The sequence below is a fragment of the Pseudobacillus wudalianchiensis genome (genome assembly GCF_001685015.1).
In the GTDB taxonomy this organism is placed as follows: Bacteria; Bacillota; Bacilli; order Bacillales; family Domibacillaceae; genus Pseudobacillus; species Pseudobacillus wudalianchiensis.
In genome coordinates this window covers 276,296-298,708 of sequence record NZ_MAYT01000028.1, presented here as the reverse complement: position 1 = coordinate 298,708, position 22,413 = coordinate 276,296, and the positions used below count along the sequence as shown (strand labels likewise).

The 22,413-nt window shown below is 41.4% G+C and carries 23 protein-coding genes; 19 read left to right on the top strand and 4 right to left on the bottom strand.

What is annotated here, in order from left to right:
• Positions 1-20 precede the first annotated feature (20 nt).
• From A8F95_RS16835 to A8F95_RS16825, 3 genes are all read left to right on the top strand, one after another.
• Positions 21-416 (top strand): hypothetical protein, encoded by a 396-nt coding sequence (locus A8F95_RS16835; protein WP_065411562.1) that lies wholly within the window; start codon positions 21-23, stop codon positions 414-416.
• 38 nt (positions 417-454) lie between these two features.
• The gene (locus A8F95_RS16830; RefSeq protein ID WP_065411561.1) at positions 455-919 is read left to right on the top strand and encodes a YlbF/YmcA family competence regulator; all 465 of its coding nucleotides are present in this window, start codon (positions 455-457) and stop codon (positions 917-919) included.
• 136 nt (positions 920-1,055) lie between these two features.
• Positions 1,056-1,331, top strand: a complete 276-nt coding sequence (locus A8F95_RS16825) for a YlbG family protein (RefSeq protein ID WP_049661345.1) — start codon at positions 1,056-1,058, stop codon at positions 1,329-1,331.
• A gap of 120 nt (positions 1,332-1,451) precedes the next feature.
• Here the strand turns inward: A8F95_RS16825 and A8F95_RS16820 are convergent, their stop codons facing one another.
• Positions 1,452-1,844, bottom strand: coding sequence for a DUF7147 family protein (locus tag A8F95_RS16820; protein ID WP_065411560.1), 393 nt, complete (start codon positions 1,842-1,844; stop codon positions 1,452-1,454).
• A 187-nt stretch (positions 1,845-2,031) separates the two neighbouring features.
• Between A8F95_RS16820 and A8F95_RS16815 the strand changes: the two genes are divergently transcribed.
• The 4 genes from A8F95_RS16815 to A8F95_RS16800 all read left to right on the top strand — a co-directional run bounded on the left by A8F95_RS16815 (position 2,032) and on the right by A8F95_RS16800 (position 5,390).
• Positions 2,032-3,441: a stalk domain-containing protein gene (locus tag A8F95_RS16815; RefSeq protein WP_065411559.1), complete on the top strand. Its 1,410-nt coding sequence runs from the start codon at positions 2,032-2,034 to the stop codon at positions 3,439-3,441.
• Positions 3,442-3,724: 283 nt separating this feature from the next.
• A complete protein-coding gene (rsmD, locus tag A8F95_RS16810; protein ID WP_065411558.1) occupies positions 3,725-4,282 on the top strand; it encodes a 16S rRNA (guanine(966)-N(2))-methyltransferase RsmD in 558 nt (185 codons plus the stop codon).
• A 13-nt stretch (positions 4,283-4,295) separates the two neighbouring features.
• On the top strand, positions 4,296-4,778 hold the full coding sequence (coaD, locus tag A8F95_RS16805; RefSeq protein WP_049661353.1) for a pantetheine-phosphate adenylyltransferase: 483 nt from the start codon (positions 4,296-4,298) through the stop codon (positions 4,776-4,778).
• 117 nt (positions 4,779-4,895) lie between these two features.
• Positions 4,896-5,390: a DUF4825 domain-containing protein gene (locus A8F95_RS16800; protein WP_065411557.1), complete on the top strand. Its 495-nt coding sequence runs from the start codon at positions 4,896-4,898 to the stop codon at positions 5,388-5,390.
• Between the two features lie 147 nt (positions 5,391-5,537).
• Here the strand turns inward: A8F95_RS16800 and ylbJ are convergent, their stop codons facing one another.
• Positions 5,538-6,740 carry a sporulation integral membrane protein YlbJ gene (gene ylbJ / locus A8F95_RS16795; protein ID WP_095407483.1) on the bottom strand — a complete coding sequence of 401 codons (1,203 nt, stop codon included), beginning with the start codon at positions 6,738-6,740 and terminating at the stop codon, positions 5,538-5,540.
• 200 nt (positions 6,741-6,940) lie between these two features.
• Between ylbJ and A8F95_RS16790 the strand changes: the two genes are divergently transcribed.
• Positions 6,941-7,735, top strand: a complete 795-nt coding sequence (locus A8F95_RS16790; RefSeq protein ID WP_065411556.1) for a patatin-like phospholipase family protein — start codon at positions 6,941-6,943, stop codon at positions 7,733-7,735.
• Positions 7,725-8,762, top strand: coding sequence for a SepM family pheromone-processing serine protease (locus tag A8F95_RS16785; protein ID WP_065411555.1), 1,038 nt, complete (start codon positions 7,725-7,727; stop codon positions 8,760-8,762). Before A8F95_RS16790 ends, A8F95_RS16785 begins: the two co-directional genes overlap by 11 nt.
• Before the next feature lie 101 nt (positions 8,763-8,863).
• Here A8F95_RS16785 and A8F95_RS16780 read toward each other — a convergent pair whose 3' ends face one another.
• Positions 8,864-10,075: a nucleotidyltransferase gene (locus A8F95_RS16780; RefSeq protein ID WP_065411554.1), complete on the bottom strand. Its 1,212-nt coding sequence runs from the start codon at positions 10,073-10,075 to the stop codon at positions 8,864-8,866.
• 648 nt (positions 10,076-10,723) lie between these two features.
• Here A8F95_RS16780 and A8F95_RS16775 point away from each other — a divergent pair.
• The 3 genes from A8F95_RS16775 to A8F95_RS16765 all read left to right on the top strand — a co-directional run bounded on the left by A8F95_RS16775 (position 10,724) and on the right by A8F95_RS16765 (position 12,367).
• Positions 10,724-11,251, top strand: a complete 528-nt coding sequence (locus A8F95_RS16775; RefSeq protein WP_065411553.1) for a YceD family protein — start codon at positions 10,724-10,726, stop codon at positions 11,249-11,251.
• A 59-nt stretch (positions 11,252-11,310) separates the two neighbouring features.
• Positions 11,311-11,484 (top strand): 50S ribosomal protein L32, encoded by a 174-nt coding sequence (gene rpmF, locus A8F95_RS16770; RefSeq protein ID WP_041099796.1) that lies wholly within the window; start codon positions 11,311-11,313, stop codon positions 11,482-11,484.
• 118 nt (positions 11,485-11,602) lie between these two features.
• The gene (locus tag A8F95_RS16765) at positions 11,603-12,367 is read left to right on the top strand and encodes an enoyl-CoA hydratase/isomerase family protein (RefSeq protein ID WP_065411552.1); all 765 of its coding nucleotides are present in this window, start codon (positions 11,603-11,605) and stop codon (positions 12,365-12,367) included.
• A gap of 55 nt (positions 12,368-12,422) precedes the next feature.
• Here A8F95_RS16765 and A8F95_RS16760 read toward each other — a convergent pair whose 3' ends face one another.
• Positions 12,423-12,881, bottom strand: a complete 459-nt coding sequence (locus A8F95_RS16760) for a GNAT family N-acetyltransferase (protein WP_065411551.1) — start codon at positions 12,879-12,881, stop codon at positions 12,423-12,425.
• Between the two features lie 171 nt (positions 12,882-13,052).
• Between A8F95_RS16760 and A8F95_RS16755 the strand changes: the two genes are divergently transcribed.
• From A8F95_RS16755 to A8F95_RS16725, 7 genes are all read left to right on the top strand, one after another.
• Positions 13,053-13,949: a 2-dehydropantoate 2-reductase gene (locus A8F95_RS16755; RefSeq protein ID WP_065411550.1), complete on the top strand. Its 897-nt coding sequence runs from the start codon at positions 13,053-13,055 to the stop codon at positions 13,947-13,949.
• Positions 13,950-14,026: 77 nt separating this feature from the next.
• A complete protein-coding gene (bshC, locus tag A8F95_RS16750) occupies positions 14,027-15,655 on the top strand; it encodes a bacillithiol biosynthesis cysteine-adding enzyme BshC (protein WP_065411549.1) in 1,629 nt (542 codons plus the stop codon).
• 380 nt (positions 15,656-16,035) lie between these two features.
• Positions 16,036-16,467, top strand: a complete 432-nt coding sequence (gene mraZ, locus A8F95_RS16745) for a division/cell wall cluster transcriptional repressor MraZ (RefSeq protein WP_065411548.1) — start codon at positions 16,036-16,038, stop codon at positions 16,465-16,467.
• Positions 16,468-16,489: 22 nt separating this feature from the next.
• On the top strand, positions 16,490-17,428 hold the full coding sequence (gene rsmH / locus A8F95_RS16740; protein ID WP_065411547.1) for a 16S rRNA (cytosine(1402)-N(4))-methyltransferase RsmH: 939 nt from the start codon (positions 16,490-16,492) through the stop codon (positions 17,426-17,428).
• A gap of 14 nt (positions 17,429-17,442) precedes the next feature.
• The gene (gene ftsL, locus A8F95_RS16735) at positions 17,443-17,799 is read left to right on the top strand and encodes a cell division protein FtsL (protein ID WP_065411546.1); all 357 of its coding nucleotides are present in this window, start codon (positions 17,443-17,445) and stop codon (positions 17,797-17,799) included.
• Positions 17,796-20,069: a penicillin-binding protein gene (locus tag A8F95_RS16730; protein WP_065411545.1), complete on the top strand. Its 2,274-nt coding sequence runs from the start codon at positions 17,796-17,798 to the stop codon at positions 20,067-20,069. The genes ftsL and A8F95_RS16730 overlap by 4 nt, the downstream gene beginning before the upstream one ends.
• Positions 20,070-20,464: 395 nt before the next feature.
• On the top strand, positions 20,465-22,381 hold the full coding sequence (locus A8F95_RS16725; RefSeq protein ID WP_065411544.1) for a stage V sporulation protein D: 1,917 nt from the start codon (positions 20,465-20,467) through the stop codon (positions 22,379-22,381).
• The last annotated feature ends 32 nt before the right edge of the window (positions 22,382-22,413 follow it).

Genomic DNA, 22,413 nt, shown 5'->3' with positions numbered 1-22,413 from the left:
TCCGAAAAGGAGTGTGGGCAATGAAGTGGTTAATTGCGATATTGGCAGTATTCGCTGTAGCAGGATGTAGAACGAATGTCCCGGAGCCAGAGACATTTTCACCCTCTGCTTCCTCGAGTGAAGCAGAGGTGCAGGCGGCTGAAAAAGGTTGGACTGTCAGGCATTTATTGAGGGGAGAAAATGTATTTGTAGAATTAATCGTGCCAGGTGTTTCTTTTTCAAATAATGGGACAAATTCTCACAAAAAGGGCCAGGTAGCTGTTTATGTGAATGGGAAGCATTACAACACTTACCACACAGCTGCTTTTATTGTAAAAGGACTGGATCCGGGACGTCATCAAATAGATATTAAATTAGTCGATCGGCATAACCGCTCGCTCGGATATGAAAAAACGTTTTTTGTATCCATCCCGTAAATAGTTTTATTTGTGAAATAATATGTTAAAATAGGGGAATGGAGGTGGGCTATTTGCTTACAGCTACAATTGAAAAAATTAAAACAGTAGAACAGGCTGAAGGGCTTGCACAGAAGATTCTCGAATCAGATGTTGCCCAAAACTATCAGTCGTGCTACTTTCTTTTATATACAAACCCTGTCACGAAAGAAAAGATTCGTCGTTTTAGCCGACTGAAGGAGCAATATGAAGAAGTGCAGCGGTTCGGACGTTATCATCCAGACTACAGCAGGGTAATGAAGGAAGTAAGGGAAGCGAAGAGGGAAATGGATTTAGATGAAAATGTCGCCGCTTTTCGAGTAGCTGAAAACGAGCTGCAGATGTTGCTTGATGAGATCAGCGTTATTATTGGCCGGGCAGTTTCAGAAGGAATTAAAGTGCCAACGGGCAATCCATTTTTTTCAACGGGGTCAAGCTGTGGTGGGGGCTGCGGATCGGGTTCGAGCTGCGGTTGCTCAGCTTAAAACATCAGCGTGGCTGAAGACTCTACTGATAAAGGGACGTGAGCTTTTTCAAAACGAGAGCTGGCGTCCTTCTATTTAAGATCATGCCGATCAAACCTTTTTGCGCTTTTATAACATTGATTCAGAGGGAGATATTATGTTTATTGATCGACAAGCTGTTATTGTCTGGCTCCATAACACAAAGCCAGCGAAATCGTTGCGAAAATATGGGAATGTTCACTATGTATCAAAACGCATGAAATATGCGGTTGTGTATTGTAATCAGAATGAGCTTGAAGAAGTCATGGGGAAACTGCAGTCACTATCGTTTGTTAAGAAAGTAGAGCCATCTTTTAAGCCGTTTCTTAAAACAGAGTATGAAAACTCTAAACCTGATAAAGCGAAAGAATACGATTATAAAATTGGTGTATAAAAAGCAGGGAATTCCTCCTGCTTTTTTGTTTGGTTCTTTCACTTATTGAGAAGGCAAGCTGTTACAGCAATGCTTTTTTAGATTAACGAGCCACAAAGTTTACGAAAACAGCCTTTTGTTTTACCTGCCTAAAGGTGCTAGAAGGTGATTGAGCCGGAGAATGCCGATTAAATATTGAAAATATAGCTCGGTTTCTGTAAAGGCAGAAGATGGCTTGACGTCCATTTCAATAATGGGACGGTTTAAAACCTCAGCTGTTTCTTTGAATAAGTCAAAACGCTTATTTGGTGTACGGTGAGGATAGGGAATTCCTTCACGGCATATGTAAATAGGTTGAAACTCTCCTGGGTCTGTGGGTGAAAGTACAATCGCCAGAGAAGTCATAGAGCGATCACCTGCTGATGAGTGAAAAGCAATCATGTGAGTAAGGCGATGCGGGTTGTTACGGGCAATTTCCAGAAGTTCGTATATGTCTGAGTATCCCTCTCCAAGTTCGATGAACCGCTGAATCATAGTAAACCCTCCTTTTCTGTAAAAGAGTCTTATAAAAGCATTTTTATTGTATCGTTACTGCGGAAGAAGCTCAAGCAAAGAACGATTATACGAGCAATATACATAAAAGTGTAAATTTTCGTCTGTTTACAGGTCAAATGCTCTATCTTATAATTAGGTTGAATTGACTAGAGAAGGCGAGAATTCTATGCTTAAAAAATCAGTTTTTTTTATTTTCTTTTTAATAGTGGTGTGCGGTGCTATATTGCTTATTCAATGGATAGGTTATGAAAAAGCGTCTAAAGCTTCTCGAGAGATAAAGGTGGACCAGGAAGTTCATATAGAACATAGTGAAGCAGGTCTTTTTGTCAAGCATACCTTTACAGGCTTGGAAGCTGAAGAGCCTTTATCTGTCATTATGCCAGCGGCAGCTTTACAGGCGTCCTGCCACAAGAATGAAGGTACATGTTCTTTTAGAGGGCAAAGTGCTTCTATCGTTCCATCGAGCGAAACCATGTCTATTATGTACTCCATAAAAATGCCTTCTTTTCAAACAGCTTTCGTTTTATCCGATTGGTCGATTAAAATAAAAGAAGCAACAGTAGAACATGCGATCATTCATTTTACAGAGAAGAAAATTAGAAAAGGCATGTGGTTCTCAAGTTTAGGTCCGCCAAAGGTAAAAAAATTAGATTTAATTGATTATTATCTATTTCAAGGAAAAGGGCAGCCGGGTTCGTTATACTGGCAATTAAAACCTTTAACACAGCTGGAATCAAAAGAATATCTGGATGTGTACGGAGAATCGAAAAATGTTATAAACGATCAGCAGCTGGAGCTTCTTCGGGAAGCGTTGACTGATCGGACTGCGATTATTTTTACAGCCGAATATCCTGCTTTCGTGTCAGATCGGTTGGTGGTAGTAAAAAACAACGAACAGCTTTCCCGGTTGACGGAACGTTTTGTTACAGAAGTAGTGCTAGATGGCTATCGCTTTCAAGAAGGAGAAGAGTGGCTCGGGCAGCTAATTGTTTCTTATAAGCTCGGACGTCCAACGGGTTCTGAAAAGATAAAGACGATGTACAATCGGTTAAATGAGCAATTGAACGTGAGAGAAAGAACTGAATGGAAACAGCTTCTTGTGGGATTAATAAAAGAATCGATTACAGCAGAACAGTTAGACCGCAAGCTTTCTGCGGTGAAGGGGCTGGATACGAATTTTTTTGTAAGCAATAAAAACGAAAATGATCCATTTCAGCCATTGGTTTTTTATGAATCGCGCCAAGTCATAATAAACGGAAAAAAAACAGAGATACGGCCGGTTAGCCAAAACGGTCAATTGTTCTTTCCTTTTAATGAGACATTACAGGCACTTGGCTACGAAATAAAAAAAGTCACAGACGGAAACTCATTGCTCGTTCGCCGGGAATATAATACGTATTACTTTTACCCTTTGCAAAATCGTTTTATTCTAAATGACGAGAGATATGGTCTATATGAAAAAGCTTTGCAAAACTATAACGGCCAACTTTATATGAATCAAAAATGGCTGCAAAAGATCTTTTTAGTAGCAGTACAAAGTGAAAAGACAATAAATGTATTAGATCTTGACCTATAAAAAATGCCCTGCTGAATAGTCCAGCAGGGCCCTTCTATGTCTATATCAGACAGAAGGCAAAGGGAGAGGAGAAACTGGAGAAAGAACTCATGGGGAATATAAGTCTTCTCCGTGATCGACAACATCCCGAGTGATGTTGTTATTAGTAGTATGAACCATTTCAAGAAGTTTTAAACGTTATTTAGTAAGAAATTATCCAGCATAATATAAAAGAAACCCGTTGGATTCCTCTAATAAGTTGTGGTAACATGAGAAAGAAAATCTTAGTAAATGGTGAATATACATGAGAGTAATATCAGGAACGCAAAAAGGCATTCCATTAAAGGCTGTTCCAGGAAACAGCACCCGGCCTACAACTGATAAAGTGAAAGAAGCAATCTTTAATATGATCGGTCCTTACTTTTCAGATGGACTTGGTCTTGATCTTTATGCCGGAAGCGGTGGGCTTGGGATAGAAGCATTGAGCAGAGGCTTCTCAAAAATGATTTTCGTGGACAGAGATATGAAAGCGATTCAGACGGTAAAGGCTAATTTAGCGGCTTGCCGTTTTTCAGAGCAAAGTGAAGTATACAGGAATGATGCGGAGCGGGCGTTAAAGGCAGTTGCAAAGCGCGGTCTTGTTTTTGATGCCATCTTTTTGGATCCTCCGTATAAAAAACAGCAGTTGGAACGATTATTAAAGCGGATTGTTGAACAGAAGCTGCTTGCACAAAGGGGCTTTATCGTATGTGAACATGGCTCCACTGATACTCTATCGGAAGAGATAGACGGACTCCAGCAAGTAAGGATGGAAACATACGGCATTATCCGCGTGTCAATTTTTAAATGGGGGAAAGAATAAAGGGGGAGTACCGATGGCAAGCATTGCCGTTTGTCCGGGGAGCTTTGATCCGATTACAAATGGACATTTAGACATTATTCAAAGAGGCGCTAAAATTTTTGATAAAGTCTACGTGGTTGTATTAAGTAATTCATCTAAAAAGCCGTTGTTCTCGGTTGAGGAACGAAAAGAACTAATTAGGGAAGTAACAAAACATCTGCCAAATGTCGAAGTAGACAGCTATCATGGACTGCTTGTGGATTATGCAAAAGAAAAAGAGGCGAAAGCGATTTTGCGGGGCTTGCGGGCTGTTTCTGACTTTGAATATGAGATGCAGATTACTTCTATGAACAGAGTGCTGAATGATCAATTAGAAACGTTTTTCATGATGACAAATAGTCAGTATTCCTTTCTTAGCTCCAGCATCGTAAAGGAAGTAGCAAAGTACAACGCCGATATTTCCGATCTCGTGCCGCCGGCTGTTGAAAAAGCGTTAAAAGAGAAAAGAATGAAATAAAGAAAAGATTTTATCTTATAATAGGTTGGCTATCTAGAGATATAGACAGTAGTTTAGAGTGCAGACAAACGGGACACAATCGGGTTTGTCTGCATTCTTGTATGTAAGGAGATAAAAATGGGGAAAGTGATAAAGGGTATCTTCTTTTTGATTGCGATATTCCTTTTTTTAAATGGGTGCCATTCAAGTGTCGAAAAAGAAGATATGTTTCAATTCAAAAACTCCTACGTAGGAGATAACGGCGCAGTTGGCCATATTACTAGACAGCTGCCAAGCCCGAAAGGCGAACATATAAGCGGATTGGAGCTTAAAACGACAGAAGAGCCTTACGGAATCATTGTGAATTATCGAAATAAAGAAATAACCGAGGAAATAGAAAAAAATTATAAAGAAACTGCGTTATATAATGCGACATTTATCTTAGCGTTAGTAAAAAATGCAGATTGGGTAAAATTTAATTTCATTGAAAAAGAATATAAAATAACAAGAGCTGAATTGCAAAACTGGTATGGGAAAGACGTAAGAGAATTTATTAATGAGGAAGAGTTAAGTGCATTCATACAAGCACATCTGAAAGATAAAAATGGAGTGAACCAGTTCTTTAATGAATAGTGTATTCGTTTTGCAAAAAGGATAAAGATCGTGACAGGTGGCTTTCTCCTAAGGGTGATACAATTATCAAATAGAACGGCGAAAATAAAGAGAAATAGGAGTATCCTAAAAGCCAAGGAAATCGGCTTTTAGGATACTCCCTTTTGGTTATTTTTTAGCAGTTACATAGAAGAATAGATAGGCGATTAACATGGAAATGGTGAAGATCGGTCCAATTTGCTGTAAATAAAACAGCCAGTTTTCCCAAACCGTTTTCTCGTAAAGAAATACTGGGACAGCAGGTTGGGCATTGCTAGGGATGAAGGATTGTTCGTAGACTGGCTTCCATAATAGAAACGCCAGAATAGCTGCATATAAGCCATGTAGAAAGCGGGCGAACAAAAATTGACGAAAGCGAATATCTGTATCAGCGAGAATACTAGCTACTTGCGCATGTATGCTGAGACCGCTAAATGCGAGAATAAAGCTCACGACAATCACTTGCTCCATAAGGTCGGAAGGCTGAACCTGGCTGATCATTTGACTGCCGAGTGTAATTTCAAACAAGCCTGCAATAAATGGAATACTAAGTTCAGATGGCAAGTGCAACAGTGAAAATACTTTAGCTGCTCCAGTTGCAAGCAGAGAGGTGATATTCAGGTGAAAGAGAATTTTATTAAGCACGGAAAAAAGTATAATGAACCCGCCGATCATGAGCAAAGTATGGATAGAAGAAAGAACGGCATCGCCCATTAGTTTGCCGATGGGCCGCAGATCTTGGCTGCGTGCTTTGTGCATAGCAGAAAAAGCTGAACGAAGCGAAAAGGAGGCCGCGGATTCCGTTTTCTTTTCGTTTTTTAATCCATAAAATCTCATCGTTAAACCAACAAAGAAATTCCCGCCATAGTGGGCCGCCGCCAGCAGCAGACCAAGATGGGAATTGTAGAAAAATCCAACTGAAACGGCTCCAAAAATAAAGAGAGGATTAGATGAGTTCGTAAAGCAAATAAGACGTTCAGCTTCTAGCCGAGACAACTCCCCGTTTTGACGAAGCCGAGCGGCCAGTTTGGCGCCGGAAGGAAAGCCAGAGGCCATGGCCATCGCCCAGACGAAGCCGCCGGCTCCAGGTACTCGAAATAGTGGACGCATGAGTGGTTCGAGCAGGACACCGATGAAATTGACGACTCCAAGCCCAATCATAATTTCAGAAACAATAAAAAAAGGAAGTAACGAAGGAAAGACAATTTCCCACCACATATTTACTCCCCGAATGGATGCTTCAAATGAAATCTCGGGAAAGATAATTAATGAAATAGCAAAAGCTGTCACACCCATGGCTAAAAGGATGGTTTTTACCTGAGTAGAAGTCAACTATTCATACCTCCTGTTCTTCAAAAGCCAGGCTCTGTTCTAGGATTCATTTTTTATTTCAGGTAAAATAGCATTAATAGACAGATAAAGGCGAGTCTGGAACTGATCAAGAAACTTGTCCTGTTTTTAATCAATATACTCATACAAATCGGAAATAGACCATAGCTTAAAAGAGAAATCTGCATACGGGGGGGAACACATTGACTCGTCCGAAAATAGGGGTTGCTTTAGGAGCAGGAGGGGCGAGAGGATTTGCTCATATCGGGGTCATAAAAGCATTGAAAAAAGCGGATATTCCGATTGATATGATCGCTGGCAGCAGCATGGGGTCTTTTGTTGCGAGTTTGTATGGGGCTGGGCACGATATGGAGCAAATTCATAAGCTTTCACCAGCATTTCATAGGAAATATTTTTTAGATTTTACGATTCCTAAGATGGGGTTCATTGCTGGCAAGAAGATCAAAAGTTTTATTCGATTGTTTACTCATAGTAAAAATATTGAAGATTTAAAAATCCCTATCGCTATCGTGGCAACAGATATTAAAAATGCTGAAAAAGTGGTGTTTAAAAAAGGGCCGGTTGCCGATGCTGTCCGGGCGAGTATTGCTATTCCCGGTATTTTTGTTCCAGAGAAAGTGAACGGCCGTCTGCTTGTAGACGGGGGCGTCATTGACAGGGTCCCTGTATCGGTTGTAAAAGAGATGGGAGCAGATATTATTATTGGAGTGGACGTATCATCCGTTAAAAAAAGTGCGGAAATCCAAACGATTTTTGACGTTATTATGCAAAGTATTGATATTTTGCAATTAGAAATTATCGCGAATCGCCAGACTGCTTCCCACGTAATGATCCGTCCGCCTGTAGATATGTATAATTCTAAAGCTTTTACTCATATTGACGAAATCATTACTGCGGGTGAAGAAGAAACACATCGGCGAATACCGGAAATACTAGCTGAGATGGAACATTGGAAGGAGCAGTCTCATGAGAAATAAATGGATGCCGTTCATTTATATTTTTGCAATTCTATTAATTGGAGCCGCTTTTATTGATCTCCCCTATTATGTGATGAAGCCGGGCGACGCCCATGAGCTGAAACCTATTGTAGAGGTGGCGGGGGGCGATAAAGATGCTGGTACATTGATGCTGACCACTATTAAAATGGGGGAAGCCAATTACCTTTCTTATGCTCTTGCAAAAGTACGTGATTATGAAGAAATTATACCGATAGAAGAAGTTCGCAGTCCCCATGAAAACAATGAGGAATATAACATTCGACAGCAATACCTCATGCAAAACTCGCAGCAAAATGCCATCATTGTTGCATTTGATGCAGCGAAGAAGCCATATTCTTTTCGTTATGAGGGAGTGTATGTATTAAATGTGTTTCCAGGAATGCCGGCAGAAGGCGTCTTAAAAGCCGGAGATCGTATCGTTGCTATAGACGGCAAGGAATTCAAATCCTCTCAAATGTTTACTGACTATATTCAGACAAAAAAGCCTGGTGAAAAAGTGACTATTACCTTTATGAGAAACCAAGAAAAAATGGAGAAGAGGATAGCACTTAAACAATTTAAAGGCAACCAGGAGAAAACGGGAATCGGCATTGGGCTAGCCGATCAGAAAAAACTTATTAGTAAACCAAAAGTAACATTAAAAGCAGAGGATATTGGCGGACCTTCCGCCGGCTTAATGTTCAGTTTGGAAATATACAATCAGCTCGTTAAAGAGGATGTGGCAAAGGGGCGTAAAATTGCCGGAACTGGAACGATTGCGCCCGATGGAACGGTAGGAAGAATCGGAGGAATTGCTCAAAAAGTAGTAGCGGCGGATAGAGCAGGTGCTGAAATCTTTTTAGCGCCAGACGATAAAATTTCCCCTGAGTTAAAAAAACAAGTGCCGGGAATTGTATCTAATTATGAAGAGGCAGTCCGCACAGCAAAGGATATTGGGACAAAGATGAAAATCGTACCGGTTCATACATTTGATGAAGCGCTGAATTACTTACTGACAAGAAAATAGATGATGGATAAGCTGGAAAAGCATTTGAAAAATAAGTGTTCATCAATGCTTTGATATAAAAAATTCCTTAAAGAGTTTTCTTTAAGGAATTTTTTATATATTTAAGTTAAAATCACAGGATGCTCGTTAAATTCGCTTTGAAGAAGGGAATGGGAAGAGTAGGATGGCAAACCTAATGCATAAATTTCGGCTGCTTTTATATCAAAGGCGAGCGATTCTTTGAAAGCAGCGGTTTTTGTAATGAGCGGAACCTCCATATTTTTTTTAATTTGATTGAGATAATCGCGTCCTTGCTTGTTCATACCCAGCAGGCGGGTATAGCGCACCGACTCTGTCGCGGCTGCCATCTCTTCCTTGGAAACATGCAGCAGAATATGGACGAGTGCCCGCTGGATTCGCGTCCAAGTGTATCGTTTAGTTTTGACCATTTGCATAAACTCAGTAAACCCTGTTGACTGCCGGGCGGCTTCTTTCAAACGATATTCCATTCCTTCCGAAACATCATAGATTGCTGCAAGTTCTTCCGCAGAGCTGGCCAATAGGCGATATTGAAGAAATGGCCAATACATGCCCCAATCGTGAAAGTGGCCATAGGTCTGTAAGTAATGCTGTAATTCAGCAAATGTAGCTGCAGGAACATACGGTTTAATCGTTTGCAGCTGTCCCTTTTGCTCAGCAATCGCTTTACGAATGCCGGTCGCACTGGCAATTGGATGACTGCCTAACGTTACCTCATGGAAATCGGCTTGCTGGCGTTTGATTGTGAGGGGTTCCATCGGATGCGCAAGCTGTTGATTGGCTTGGATATAATGGAATCCCAAAATGTTGTTCGGCTTGGAAAGATCCAACGGAAGCTGCTGTCCGAAAAGCGATTCCCTGGCTAGTGTCTGTGCTCTAGGGAAGCTAACGCCCTCACCCATATATTGACGAATGAGTGGGTCTAGCAAGGCAGAAGACCCTTCCATTTGATGAAGCGTCTCCAAAAATGGAGCAAGCTGTCCACTCTCACTGCCGAAGCAAAAGGAATCGCAAAATAATTCATTTAAGATGGAGATAGCTCCTTTAGCAAAATACTCGGCTTTTTGAACCGAAAAAACATACGGCAGCTCGATCACGATGTCGACGCCATTTTGCAGAGCCATTCGTGTGCGGGCCCACTTATTAACGAGAGCCGGTTCACCGCGCTGTAAGAAATGGCCGCTCATGACAGCGATCACTACCTCTGCTTGGGCTGATTCACGTGCTTTTTGAGCATGATATAAATGTCCGTTATGAAAAGGGTTATATTCAACAACGATGCCAACTGTTTTCATTAGAAAGTTCCTTTGTTATAGTTATTGTTAGTATTATTTTTAGTTAGTTGCAAAGCGAATGTCAACAAAAATTGTAAGTAAGTGGTTCTTGCGCTGGAGCGGGCGGGGCCGTATAGGGCTATCTATAGAAGCTGGAGAGCGATTTCTTGAGAATTTTTTAACCTTTTGGTCCAGTAGAAAATGAGCGCCTTCCGCTTTTCTTTTTGTCTAGCTGCAGCGGCTAGACTCTCGGACATAAGCCGTCACGCCTGTATGGCAAAAAGCGCCACTTCAGCGGTCCGTCTTATATCTGCCGAGTCTGAACAGCCGCTTCCGCTTTTCTTTTTGTCCAGCTACAGGCGCTAGTGCGTACGGCGGTTTCGAAATTTCTGCAGGAGTCAAAGAGCGACTCCAACAGAAGTTCCTCCAACCTCCTATCGCACGAAACAAGCGCCTTTCGCTTTTCTTTTGTCCAGCTGCAGGCGCTTGCGTGTACGCTGATTTCGCTCTCTCTGTCGGAGTTTGAAAAAGCAACTCCTCGGCGAGAGCTCCAATCCGCTATCACGCAGAACAAGCGCCTTTAGCTTTTCTTTAATGTCAAGAAAATATATTGACAAACGTTTTTGGGAAAGCTATAATTACTTTTGTTGCCTTGAGGTGATAACGATGATGAAATGGTCAATTATTCAATTACAAAAATCTCGTGATAAAGGCTTGTTGATTGATGAAATGGTAGATATGAGCCATTTAGAAGGCCGTAACACAGAGATTAGACAATTACCCCCGGTTCACGTGATGGGAAGAGCAGATGTTGGATCAGATAAAGTGACTTTTCACTTAGATGTGAAAGGTAAGATGATTTTACCGTGCTCACGTACACTTGTTGATGTGGAGTATCCATTCGAATTCTCTTTACTGGAAACATTTATTTTCAAAGCTTCTTCGTTTAGTGAATACGAAGAAAATGAAGATGTTCATTTAGTTGAAGGCGATGTTGTTGACTTGAGCCCGGTTCTTGAAGAAGAAATTCTTCTTGAGGTGCCGATGCAGGTTATTAGCGAGGAAGCAGATGAACATACGATTTCTGGCGGAAAAGGATGGGAATTCCAAGGCGAAGAGCAGATTTCGGAGAAAGAATCAAAAGTGGACCCGCGCTTAGCAGGACTGGCAGACTTTTTTAAGACGGATAACAATTGAGAAGTACCAGCTAATTCTGGCTTCACATACTTACATTCTCTTTTAAGGAGGTGGAAATAATGGCAGTCCCTTTTAGAAGAACATCTACAACGAAAAAAAATAAACGCCGTACACACTTTAAATTGCAAGTACCTGGTATGACAGCATGCCCGAATTGCGGTGAAATGAAACTTGCTCACCGTGTATGTAAAAATTGCGGCACATATAAAGGAAAAGAAGTAGTAAGCAAATAATTCATTTGCCTGTCTGGCAAATTTATTTGTGAAAAACGCGAAGAGACCATGGCTCTTCGCGTTTTTTGTATTGAAGCCATGATAAGGGAAAGCTACAATAAAGAAAAGGAGGGATATTATGGATTACCATATTGAGCGACTGCCCAGCGGATTGTTATTATTTAAAATTACACGTGCTGAGAAAAGAAATGCGGTGAACTTTGAAGTGATGGAAGGGCTGCAAAAGGCAATTGATCGAGCTCAATCAACGGATGTTCGAGCTCTCGTTGTAACAGGAGAAGGAGAACAGGCTTTTTGCTCGGGCGGTGACCTGTCTGTATTTCATGCTTTGCGTACAGAGGAAGAAGCCTATAGTATGCTGTCTAAAATGGGAGAGATTTTATATAATCTTGCGGTGCTGCCGAAGCCGACTATTGCCCTCATCAATGGGGCAGCCGTAGGCGGAGGGTGTGAAATCGCTACAGCCTGTGATTTCCGAATAGCCAAAATAGGGGCAAAATTAGGATTTATTCAAGGCAGCCTGGCCATTACGACGGGATGGGGAGGAGGTACTCTTCTTTTTGAGCGCATACAAGCACCTCATGCATTAAAATTGTTATCTGAGGCCTCTATTTACCGTGCTGAACAGCTTGATCAGATTGGATTTATTAACCAGGTAGTAGATGAAGCGAATGAGGCAGAAGCCGAGCAGTTCTTAGAAAAAGAGCTGTCTATCCAAAGCGAAGTGCTGTCGGCGTATAAGCAAATTCAAATTCGAATGTGGGAAGTGAGCCGCTTACACGAGCGGATGATGCAGGAAGTGAGGGAATGTACGGTACTTTGGGCAAAGGATGAGCACCATCAGGCGGTGGATACCTTTTTAAATGGAAAAAACAATCATTAAAAAACTGCCGCATCCCAATAAAGCTGAAAATGCGGCAGAATTATACAGAAAGTAATTAACTAATTTTTTGAGTTGTTGAAGCGGATGGATTCCAAATAAGACGGGAACTGCTTTCTGAAAGGGGAGAAAAGCCCATCTTTTCCCAAAAGGAATGTGATTTTACCTTTGGCTTCGTCAAAATAGGCAGGTTGAACGACTTCGCAAACTCTACAAGCTTCAGTCCGAGTCCTTTATGCTGGTATTGCGGCAACACTTCAAGTTTCCAAATTTCCAAGTATTGATCTGGCCCATTTTCTAGCAATGCGGCGCCGTCTTTCTTTACGTAAAGGCACATCCGGGCAGCGAGCTTATCACCGTAATAAATACCATAAAAAGGAGAAGTTGCGTGATCTTCAACCATATAGATTTGGAACTCTTCAAGCATGGAAAGCTCCTCTAAACCATATTCTTTGAAGCGTTTGAATTCGTCCATTGTTTTAAAGTTTAGTTTAAGATTCTCGACTGTTACTGCCATTTTGTGACTCCTCCTCAATCTTGTATAAAAAATAAACAAATTTATTAAGCTTATATATATATTCATTATATAATAGAAACAGATAGAAATGAATACCCCTTGTGGGAACGCTTTCAATTTGGCGAATTTACTCAAAAAATGATTCATTTCTTGTGAAAGGGGCAAAAAGATGTGAAGGTTGGGATAATTGGCGGCGGGGCTATTGGCCTCTTTTTTGCCGCAAGCTTAGCAGAATGGTTTCCTATTACACTTTTCACAAGAACGAAAGAGCAAGCAGATATCATTAATGAGAGTGGTATCACAATAGAGGAAAAAGGAGCCACAACGGTTCACTTTGTTAAAGCAATGCCGATAGCTGAACTGCCCTCCTATACACCGGAATGTTTATTTATCGCTGTAAAGCAATATAAGCTGCCAGCTATTCTTTCTCTATTAGAAAAAATCACTTCGCATCCTGCACTCGTATTCTTGCAAAATGGAATGAGCCATATTGCTGCTTTAGAGAAGCTTCCACATCCTGATATATATGTAGCTGCCGTTGAACACGGGGTTTTCAAGTATGGGCCTAGTCATATTGACGTTCGTGGCCGGGGAAAAACAAATATAGCTGTATACCGTGGCAGTCAGCAAGTGATCGGGGCGGTTACAAAACGAACAAAAGAGAACTTTCGATTTGAATGGCGCTTAGATTACGAAACGATGCTGCTCGGAAAAATCGCGGCAAACGTAGTCATTAACCCATTAACAGCGATTTTACGAGTGCCAAATGGTGAACTTGTAAACAATCCGTACTATTTAAAAATGGCTGAGACAATTTATAGAGAGTTTCTTTCTGTATTTGAGAATAAGATGAAGGCAGAGTCCTGGGATGAAATTATAAATATATGCCGGACAACTGCCATGAATCGTTCGTCTATGCTGAAAGATGTTGAGGCCAAACGCCCTACTGAAGTTGATGCGATTCTTGGCTATGTTCTCTCAGAGGGTGCTGAAAAAGGACTTCATCTACCTGTGTTGGAGACCTTGTACAACATGGTTAAGGGTCTTGAAGAGGGATGGGCAGAGTAAAGCGCAATATTGTTTCTTTTTTAGGAGAAATGATATACTCAAAAAAGTAAAAATGCGCGAAGAAAGGAAGTACATACATGGAATTGGCAGCACTTTCTGTTCCTGCAATTAACCGGTTTGCTTCTCTCTATCTAAAGCAGGAAGCACCTGTAACGGACTTTTTTCATTACAACTTGTCAGATCAAGGTGTTTATGAAAAAAGAGTCGCAGATTTGCAGGCACGTACTTATATGCGAGAGTCCCTTGCTGCATGCATTGAGGCGTATATGAAGCCCTTTACTTCTTCTGCAGAGGTAATGGCTTCTCTAGAAAAATTAAAAGATGAACGTTCTGCCGTTGTGATCGGTGGACAGCAAGCTGGTCTTTTAACAGGACCGCTTTATACGATTCATAAAGTGATTTCTATTATTAAATTAGCGCGGGAAAAAGAACAAGAATTAAGTATTCCGGTTGTACCCGTGTTTTGGATTGCAGGGGAAGACCATGATTTTCCTGAGGTTAACCATGTGTATGTAGAAAGTGAATCGATGATGGAAAAGATGACTTATCCGGAGCGGATAATTGGAAAGAAAATAGTATCCGACATTCAATACGATAAGCAGCAAATGATAAGCTGGATTAAGAAAATCTTTTCTAAATTTGGAGAAACAAACTATACGAATGAGCTATTGAATCATATTTGTGAAGAGGCGGAAAAAGCAAATACGATAACTGACTTCTTTAGCCGGTTAATTCATGCTTTATTTAATCGCTATGGATTATTGTTAATTGATTCTGCTTATAAGCCGTTGCGCGAATTAGAAAAACCTTTTTTCAAACAATTGATTGAACAGGCTGAGGAGATTACAGAGGCAGTCGAGCAGAGCCAAAAGATTATGTCCAATTTGGAATTCAATCAGATGATCGAGTTATCTTCTTCTGCTGCTAATTTGTTTCTCTATGAAAATGAAGAGCGAGTCTTGTTAGAATATAACCCGCATACCGAAGTCTTCTCAAGTAAAAATAGAGATATCCAGTATGAAAAAGCCGAGCTTCTAGCCCTTCTTGAAAAAGAACCGGAAAAGTTTAGCAATAATGTCGTTACCCGTCCGCTTATGCAGGAATGGTTGTTTCCGACGCTTGCTTTTATTGCTGGTCCAGGGGAAATTGCTTACTGGGCAGAGCTTAAAGGTGCGTTTGAACGGCTTGATATGAAAATGCCGCCGATTGAAGCTCGTTTGAATATGACGATTGTGGAAAGAGCTGTTGCCAGGGATTTGGAGGAGCTTCATATTTCGCTTTCTTCAGCCGTTCAACAGGGAGTAGCGGAGCAGAAAGAGGCATTTTGGCATTCTGTTAGAGATGATCATTTTCATGAAATGATTGCCGGTGTTCAACAATCTTTAATGGAGCAATACGATGAACTAGAAAAGCGTGCCCAAGATTTGCATAAAGAAACCGTTCCGATTATCTTCAAAAATCGCGACTTCCATTTAAATCAGCTTGCTTTTTTAACCCGTAAAACAGATGAGATGATTCGAAGACGACACGCTATCGTATTGCAAAAGTATGATAAGCTGCAAAATGCGCTTAGGCCTATTCAGTCTCCCCAGGAGCGTATTAGAAATGTATATGAGTATTTAAATAAATATGGCCCAGACTTCATTCATGAATTAATGGAGCTTGAGTTTACTTTTACTGGCGATCATTATTTAGTGAAAATATAAGCGAATAGCCGTTATGATAAACGGTTATTGGAAAGTATCAATAACACTTATTTTTAATGCTTTCAGGTGAGCGATAAAGAAAGCGATCAACAGTCAACAGCTGTCTCTTAAGACAGCTGTTTTTTTATTGCCCGGGAAAATCCTTCATTTTTCATAAAAAAGGTGTCGTTTTTAGAAGCAAATGTTTAGAGATGCGGAAATTTATCCTTCGTCATCCCTAGTCTTAAACAACTGTGTAGAAATAAAGCTTTTCAAAGCAGAAAGCATCGAACGAAAAACTAGGAGGGAAGAAGGGATTTATTCACTTCTGGAGAAATGAAAAATAGTGGAGATAAGTGGGGGGATGTGGTACAGTTAGGAATGGAAGTGGAGGGAAAGGTATGTTCATGGGTGAATACCATCATAATATTGATGCGAAAGGCCGGTTGATCATACCTGTGAAATGGCGTGAGCGTTTAGGAGAACACTTTGTGCTTACGCGAGGGCTTGACCAATGTTTGTTTGGTTATCCATTAGAGGAATGGCAAGTGCTTGAAGAGAAGTTGAAAGCTCTGCCGTTAACAAAGAAGGATGCACGTGCCTTTATGCGATTTTTCTTCTCAGGGGCAAATGATTGTGAACTCGACAAACAAGGCAGGGTCAATATTCCATCGACACTTTCTAACTATGCCCGTCTTGAAAAAGAATGCGTGATTCTGGGAGTATCCAACCGCATTGAGATTTGGAGTAAGCCATTATGGGAAGACTACTTTATAAAATCGGAAGAGTCATTCTCTGAAATAGCAGAAAACATGATTGACTTTGATATTTAGACTTTGAATGGAATGGTGACAGATGAATTTCGAACATACAACAGTACTGTTGAAAGAGACAGTGGACGGGCTCAATGTACAGCCGGATGGAATCTATGTCGATTGCACGCTAGGTGGAGCAGGACATAGCGAGTACTTGTTGTCGTTGCTGGGAGAGAAAGGAAAGCTCTATGCCTTTGACCAAGATGAGACAGCAATTCGTCACGCAGCAGAAAGACTAGAGCGGTTTGGAGACAGGGTTACATTTGTCAAAAGTAATTTTAAGTATATAAAAGAGGAACTTGCACGATTACAAGTTGATAAAGTGGATGGCATCCTATATGATCTTGGAGTTTCTTCCCCTCAGCTTGATACCCCGGAAAGAGGATTCAGTTATCATCACGACGCACCGCTCGATATGAGAATGGATTTAACTGGCGGTCTAAGCGCTTACGATATAGTTAACCATTGGGATTATGCAGATTTGGTGAGAATTTTCTTTCAATACGGAGAAGAAAAGTTCTCTAAGCAGATTGCCCGTAAAATCGAAGCAGCTAGAGAAGTAAAGTCTATTGAAACAACGGGAGAACTTGTCGAATTAATTAAGGAAGGAATCCCAGCTCCCGCCCGCAGAAAGGGAGGCCATCCAGCCAAGCGTATTTTTCAGGCGATCCGCATTGCTGTAAATGATGAATTACGCGTATTTGAGGAGTCTTTAAAGACCTCCATTGAGTTATTGAACCCAAAAGGAAGAATAAGTGTCATTACCTTTCATTCTCTTGAGGATCGGATTTGCAAAACTATTTTTAAAGAAGCAAGTCAGGGACCGGAGTTACCGCCTGGATTGCCGATGATTCCAAAAGAATATGAACCCGAGTTAAAACTAATTACACGCAAGCCCATCTTGCCGTCGGAAGAAGAACTTGAACACAATAATCGAGCTCGCTCTGCTAAGCTGCGTATCGCGGAAAAAATAAAATAAACAGGGGTGAAAAGATGAGTAACCTAGCAAGGAAACAGCAAGTTAATCATGAGGAAAGAAAGTTATTTAAACGAAAAAAACAGCAGGTAACGAAGCGTCTGTTTACACCAGGAGAGAAAGTGCTGTTCTTATTATTTGCCGTTATGATTTGTTTTTTAGGAGCAAAGGTAGTATCCACTCAAGCTGCTCTTTATGAAGTGAATAAGGATATCCAAGATGTTGAACAGCAGATTAAAGACCAGAAGAAAGTTAATCACGACCTTCGAGCACAAGTCAGCGAAGAAAGTACATACGAAAGAATCTGGAAGCGTGCCAAGGAACTAGGTCTGAATCTAAGCGAACAAAATATTAAGGTTGTGCAGCCGCAATGAATGAAAACCGAATGAACATGAAAAGAGGAGCAGCGATATTATTTGTAATATTCGCCCTGCTCTTTTTTGTCTTATTTACCCGTTTTCTCTTTATCCAAGTATCGGGTAAAGCGGACGGTCACTCTCTGAAAAATGAAGCGTTACAAAAATATTTACGAACCGATGTATTAGAATCCAAAAGGGGAACGATCTATGATCAGCATGGCTCTGTTATTGCTGAGGATACTACTTCTTTTACATTAGCAGCGATCCTAGACCCCTCTATGACAACGAATCCCAAAAAGCCGAAGCATGTAACAGATCCAGAAAAGACAGCTAAGGTGCTGGCTAAGTATATTGATATGGATAGAAGCGAAATTGAAAAGCGACTAAAGAAAAAAGGCGCCTTTCAAGTAGAGTTCGGAAAACAGGGGCGAGACTTGTCAAATAGTGTAAAAAAGAAGATTGAGGCGGAAAAGTTGCCGGGGATTATCTTTTTAAGAGATTCAAAGCGCTTTTATCCGAACGGTAAATTTGCTTCACACTTGATTGGTTTTACACAAAAGTTAGAACAGAAAAAAGGCAGTCAAATCCTTCATCATACGGTTGGGCAAATGGGTATCGAAAAAACGTATGAAGATTACTTAAGGGGAAAAGACGGAAAAATCCAATATACAAGCGACTTGTGGGGATATCTGCTTCAAGATAAGAAGCAGATGATTCAAGAACCAGATGACGGCGACGATATTTATCTCACCATTGATACAAAGATACAGACGTTTTTAGAAGATGCGTTAAATGAAGTAGAAAAAGAGTACCGCCCAGGAAAAGCGTTTGCTATCGTGGCAGATGCTAAAACAGGAAAGATTCTTGCGATGGGACAGCGACCGACCTTTCACCCGGATACGCGAGAAGGTCTTGGTCGGAACTGGAGCAATGATCTTGTAGAATATTCATTTGAACCAGGTTCTACCATGAAAATTTTCACGCTGGCCGCTGCGATTGAAGAAGGCGCTTTTCATCCGAATGAACTTTATAAATCAGGAAGATACAAAGTGGGACGTGAAGCCGTTCGTGATCATAACGGAGGGCAAGGCTGGGGGACGATTACTTACCTCGAAGGCGTACAGCGATCTTCTAACGTGGCGATGGCTAATTTGCTGGAAAAAATGGGGCCAGAGGTGTTTAGACAGTATTTAGATGACTTTCATTTTGGGCAGAAAACAGGTATTAGGCTGCCGAATGAAGCAAAAGGACAGATCCTCTATAATTATCCTCTTGAACAAGTCACTACGGCGTTCGGACAGGGAACAACAGTGACAGCTATGCAATTAGTCCAGGCGGCTACGGCCATTGCAAATGATGGAAAAATGATGCGCCCTTACGTGATTGATAAAATAGTAGATGATAAAACAAATAAAGCCATTGTAAAGCACGGACCTGAGAAAGTAGGCGAACCGATTTCTAAGGAGACAGCTGAAAAGACGAGAGAAGTATTAAAGAGCGTAACAACAGCTGAGCATGGTACAGGGCAAATCTATCAAATTCAGGGCTATGAAGTAGCTGGGAAGACTGGAACTGCGCAAATGCCCAATCCTAAAGGTGGCTATTTACATGGGGTAAATAATTATATTTTCTCCTTTTTAGGCATGGCACCTGCTAAAAATCCTCAGCTAGTTGTTTATGCAGCGGTTGCCCAGCCCAAACTGAACGGAGAAGCAGGTTCTGTTCCTGTATCTAAAATATTTAATCCGGTTATGCGCAACAGCTTACAATATTTAAATATTGAGCCTAAGCAAACACCGGCGGCCAAAGCGATCCAATTGAAGGACTTTGCAGATGAGAATCTAAGTGAAGTGGTTGGAGAATTAAAGGCTGATAAGATTGAGCCAATTGTGATGGGAACAGGAAAAACAGTGGTTAGCCAATCTCCAGAAGCAGACTCGACGATTTTACAAGGTGAAAAGGTGATCCTGCAAACAGATGGTACCGTGACGATGCCGAATATGGAAAACTGGTCATTGCGTGACGTCATGAAAGCTGCCAGCCTTGTTGGCTTAAAAGTGAGTTACACAGGAGAAGGATACGTCGCAAGCCAGAATATTAAGCCGGGTGCCCCTATTAAAAAAGGACAAAAATTAATCTTAAAGTTAATGAAGCAGGAAGAGAAATTACTGTTTGACCAACAAGAAAAAGAACGAAAGCAAGAGGAAGAAGAGATTCAAAAACAGGAAACAGAAGAGAATCAAGAGTCTCCAACAGAGGAGAATCAAGAGCCTCCAACAGAGTAGGATAAAGAGTTGCCAGAGCTGCCCGCTGGCAGCTCTTTCTTATGTCTAAAGGAAACAGAGCCTTGAATATACGAATATTTTCCTCTCTGTCGGAGTTTGGAAGAGCAGTTCCTCGCCGAGCGCCTGCCGTCTTTCTTTGTCCAGCTGCAACGGCTAGCGGCTAGTGAGCTTCCGTCTCCTTCTTGCGATAAGTCAACATCGAATCGCTCACGCTCTTTGTGTTTCCTTTATCTCAGGCGGCTCCGTCCAGCTCTTACGCCGCTGAACACTGAACAGCCGTTTCCGCTTTTCTAGTGTCCAGCTGTACGTGCTAATCAAGCACCTACCGCTTTTCTTGTAATCATAATCCTTGGCTTTTTACATATATTGAAGGAGAGTGAGAGGAGGGGACATGCTTGAGAAGGGTTTCGGCTGTTACGATTAGGAAGCGGCTTGTTTTTGCATTGCTCGCTGGCATAACCATTTTTATGGTGATCGGGCTGAGGCTTGGTTACGTCCAGTTTGCTTTGGGGGACGATTTAACGGACAAGGCACAGGATTTATGGAGTCGAAACATTCCGTTTGAACCGGAAAGGGGCAAGATCGTTGATCGAAACGGAGTCGCCTTAGCAGAGAATAAAAGTGCACCTACTGTTTATGTTGTTCCACGCCAAATAGAAAATCCGGAGGAAGCGGCAAAAAAGCTGGCATCCGTCTTAAATATTACAGAGAAAAAAGCCTATCTTCATTTAACAAAAAAGTCATCGATTGAAAGAATTCATCCTGAGGGAAGAAAAATTTCTTTTGAAAAAGCTGAGGAAGTACGTCGGCTGGGCATTAAGGGAGTGTATATTGCGGAAGATTCAAAAAGGCATTATCCTTTCGGCAAAAGTTTAGCTCACGTTCTCGGTTTTGCGGGAATTGATAATCAGGGGCTTATGGGGCTTGAAGCCTTTTATGATAAAGAATTAAGCGGAGCAAAAGGATCAATGAGATTTTTTTCCGATGCAAAAGGGAAGCGGATGCCACAAATGCCGGATGGATATGCAGCTCCGGTAGATGGACTAGATTTAAAGCTGACGATTGATTCCAATATTCAAACGATTGTTGAGAGAGAGCTTGATATTGCGGAAGCAAAGTATGAACCGGACGGAGCAATTGCCATTGCGATGAATCCAAACAATGGAGAAATTTTGGCGATGGCGAGCCGGCCTTCCTTTAATCCCGAACAATTCCAAAAGGTCTCTCCTGAAATTTATAACCGTAATTTACCGATTTGGAGCACGTATGAACCTGGTTCTACTTTCAAAATTATTACGTTAGCCGCTGCTCTGGAAGAAAAGAAAGTAGATTTATATAAAGATCATTTTCATGATTCGGGCGCTGTGGAAGTGGGAGGAGCAAGGTTGCGGTGCTGGAAAAAAGGCGGCCACGGTCATCAATCCTTCTTAGAAGTTGTTGAAAATTCTTGCAACCCGGGCTTCGTAGAGCTTGGAGAGCGTCTTGGAAAGAAAAAATTGTTCGAGTATATCCGTGATTTCGGCTTCGGACAAAAGACAGGCATTGACTTGCAAGGAGAGGGGAAAGGAATTCTCTTCAACATGGATAGGGTCGGCCCGGTAGAGCAGGCTACGACTGCTTTTGGACAAGGTGTAGCTGTGACACCTATTCAGCAGGCTGCCGCTGTTTCTGCGGCTGTCAATGGCGGGATTCTCTATCAACCATACGTGGCAAAGGAACTCATTGATCCAACGACAGGCGAAGTTGTGAAAAGAAAGGCGCCTGTTGCTAAAAGACGCGTCATTTCAGCAGAAACCTCAGAAAAAATTCGTTTTGCTCTTGAAAGTGTAGTAGCGAGAGGAACTGGTAGAAATGCCTTTATTGAGGGTTATCGGGTAGGCGGAAAAACAGGAACGGCTCAAAAAGCAAAAGATGGCCGTTATCTTGAAAACAATCACATCGTGTCTTTTATTGGAGTAGCCCCAGCAGATAACCCGCAAATTGTTGTATATACAGCGATTGATAATCCAAAGGGAACCATCCAATTCGGTGGAACTGTAGCCGCTCCGATTGTCGGGAAGATTATGGAAGATAGTTTGCAGGTGCTTGATGTAAAGCCGCGCAAAAAACAAATTGAAAAAGAAACATTTTGGAATGATCCACAAATTGTAGAAGTGCCGAATTTTAAAGGGATGAATAAAAAAGATCTTTCGTTACAGCTCTATAACTTTAAGCTTGAAGTGGAAGGAAGCGGCCAAAATGTTATCCAACAATCTCCAGAGGCAGGTACAAAGGTAGAAGTTGGATCCACTATTAGGCTATTTATGAATTAACGTTCAGAATTAAGCTATTTAAATGGCTCACT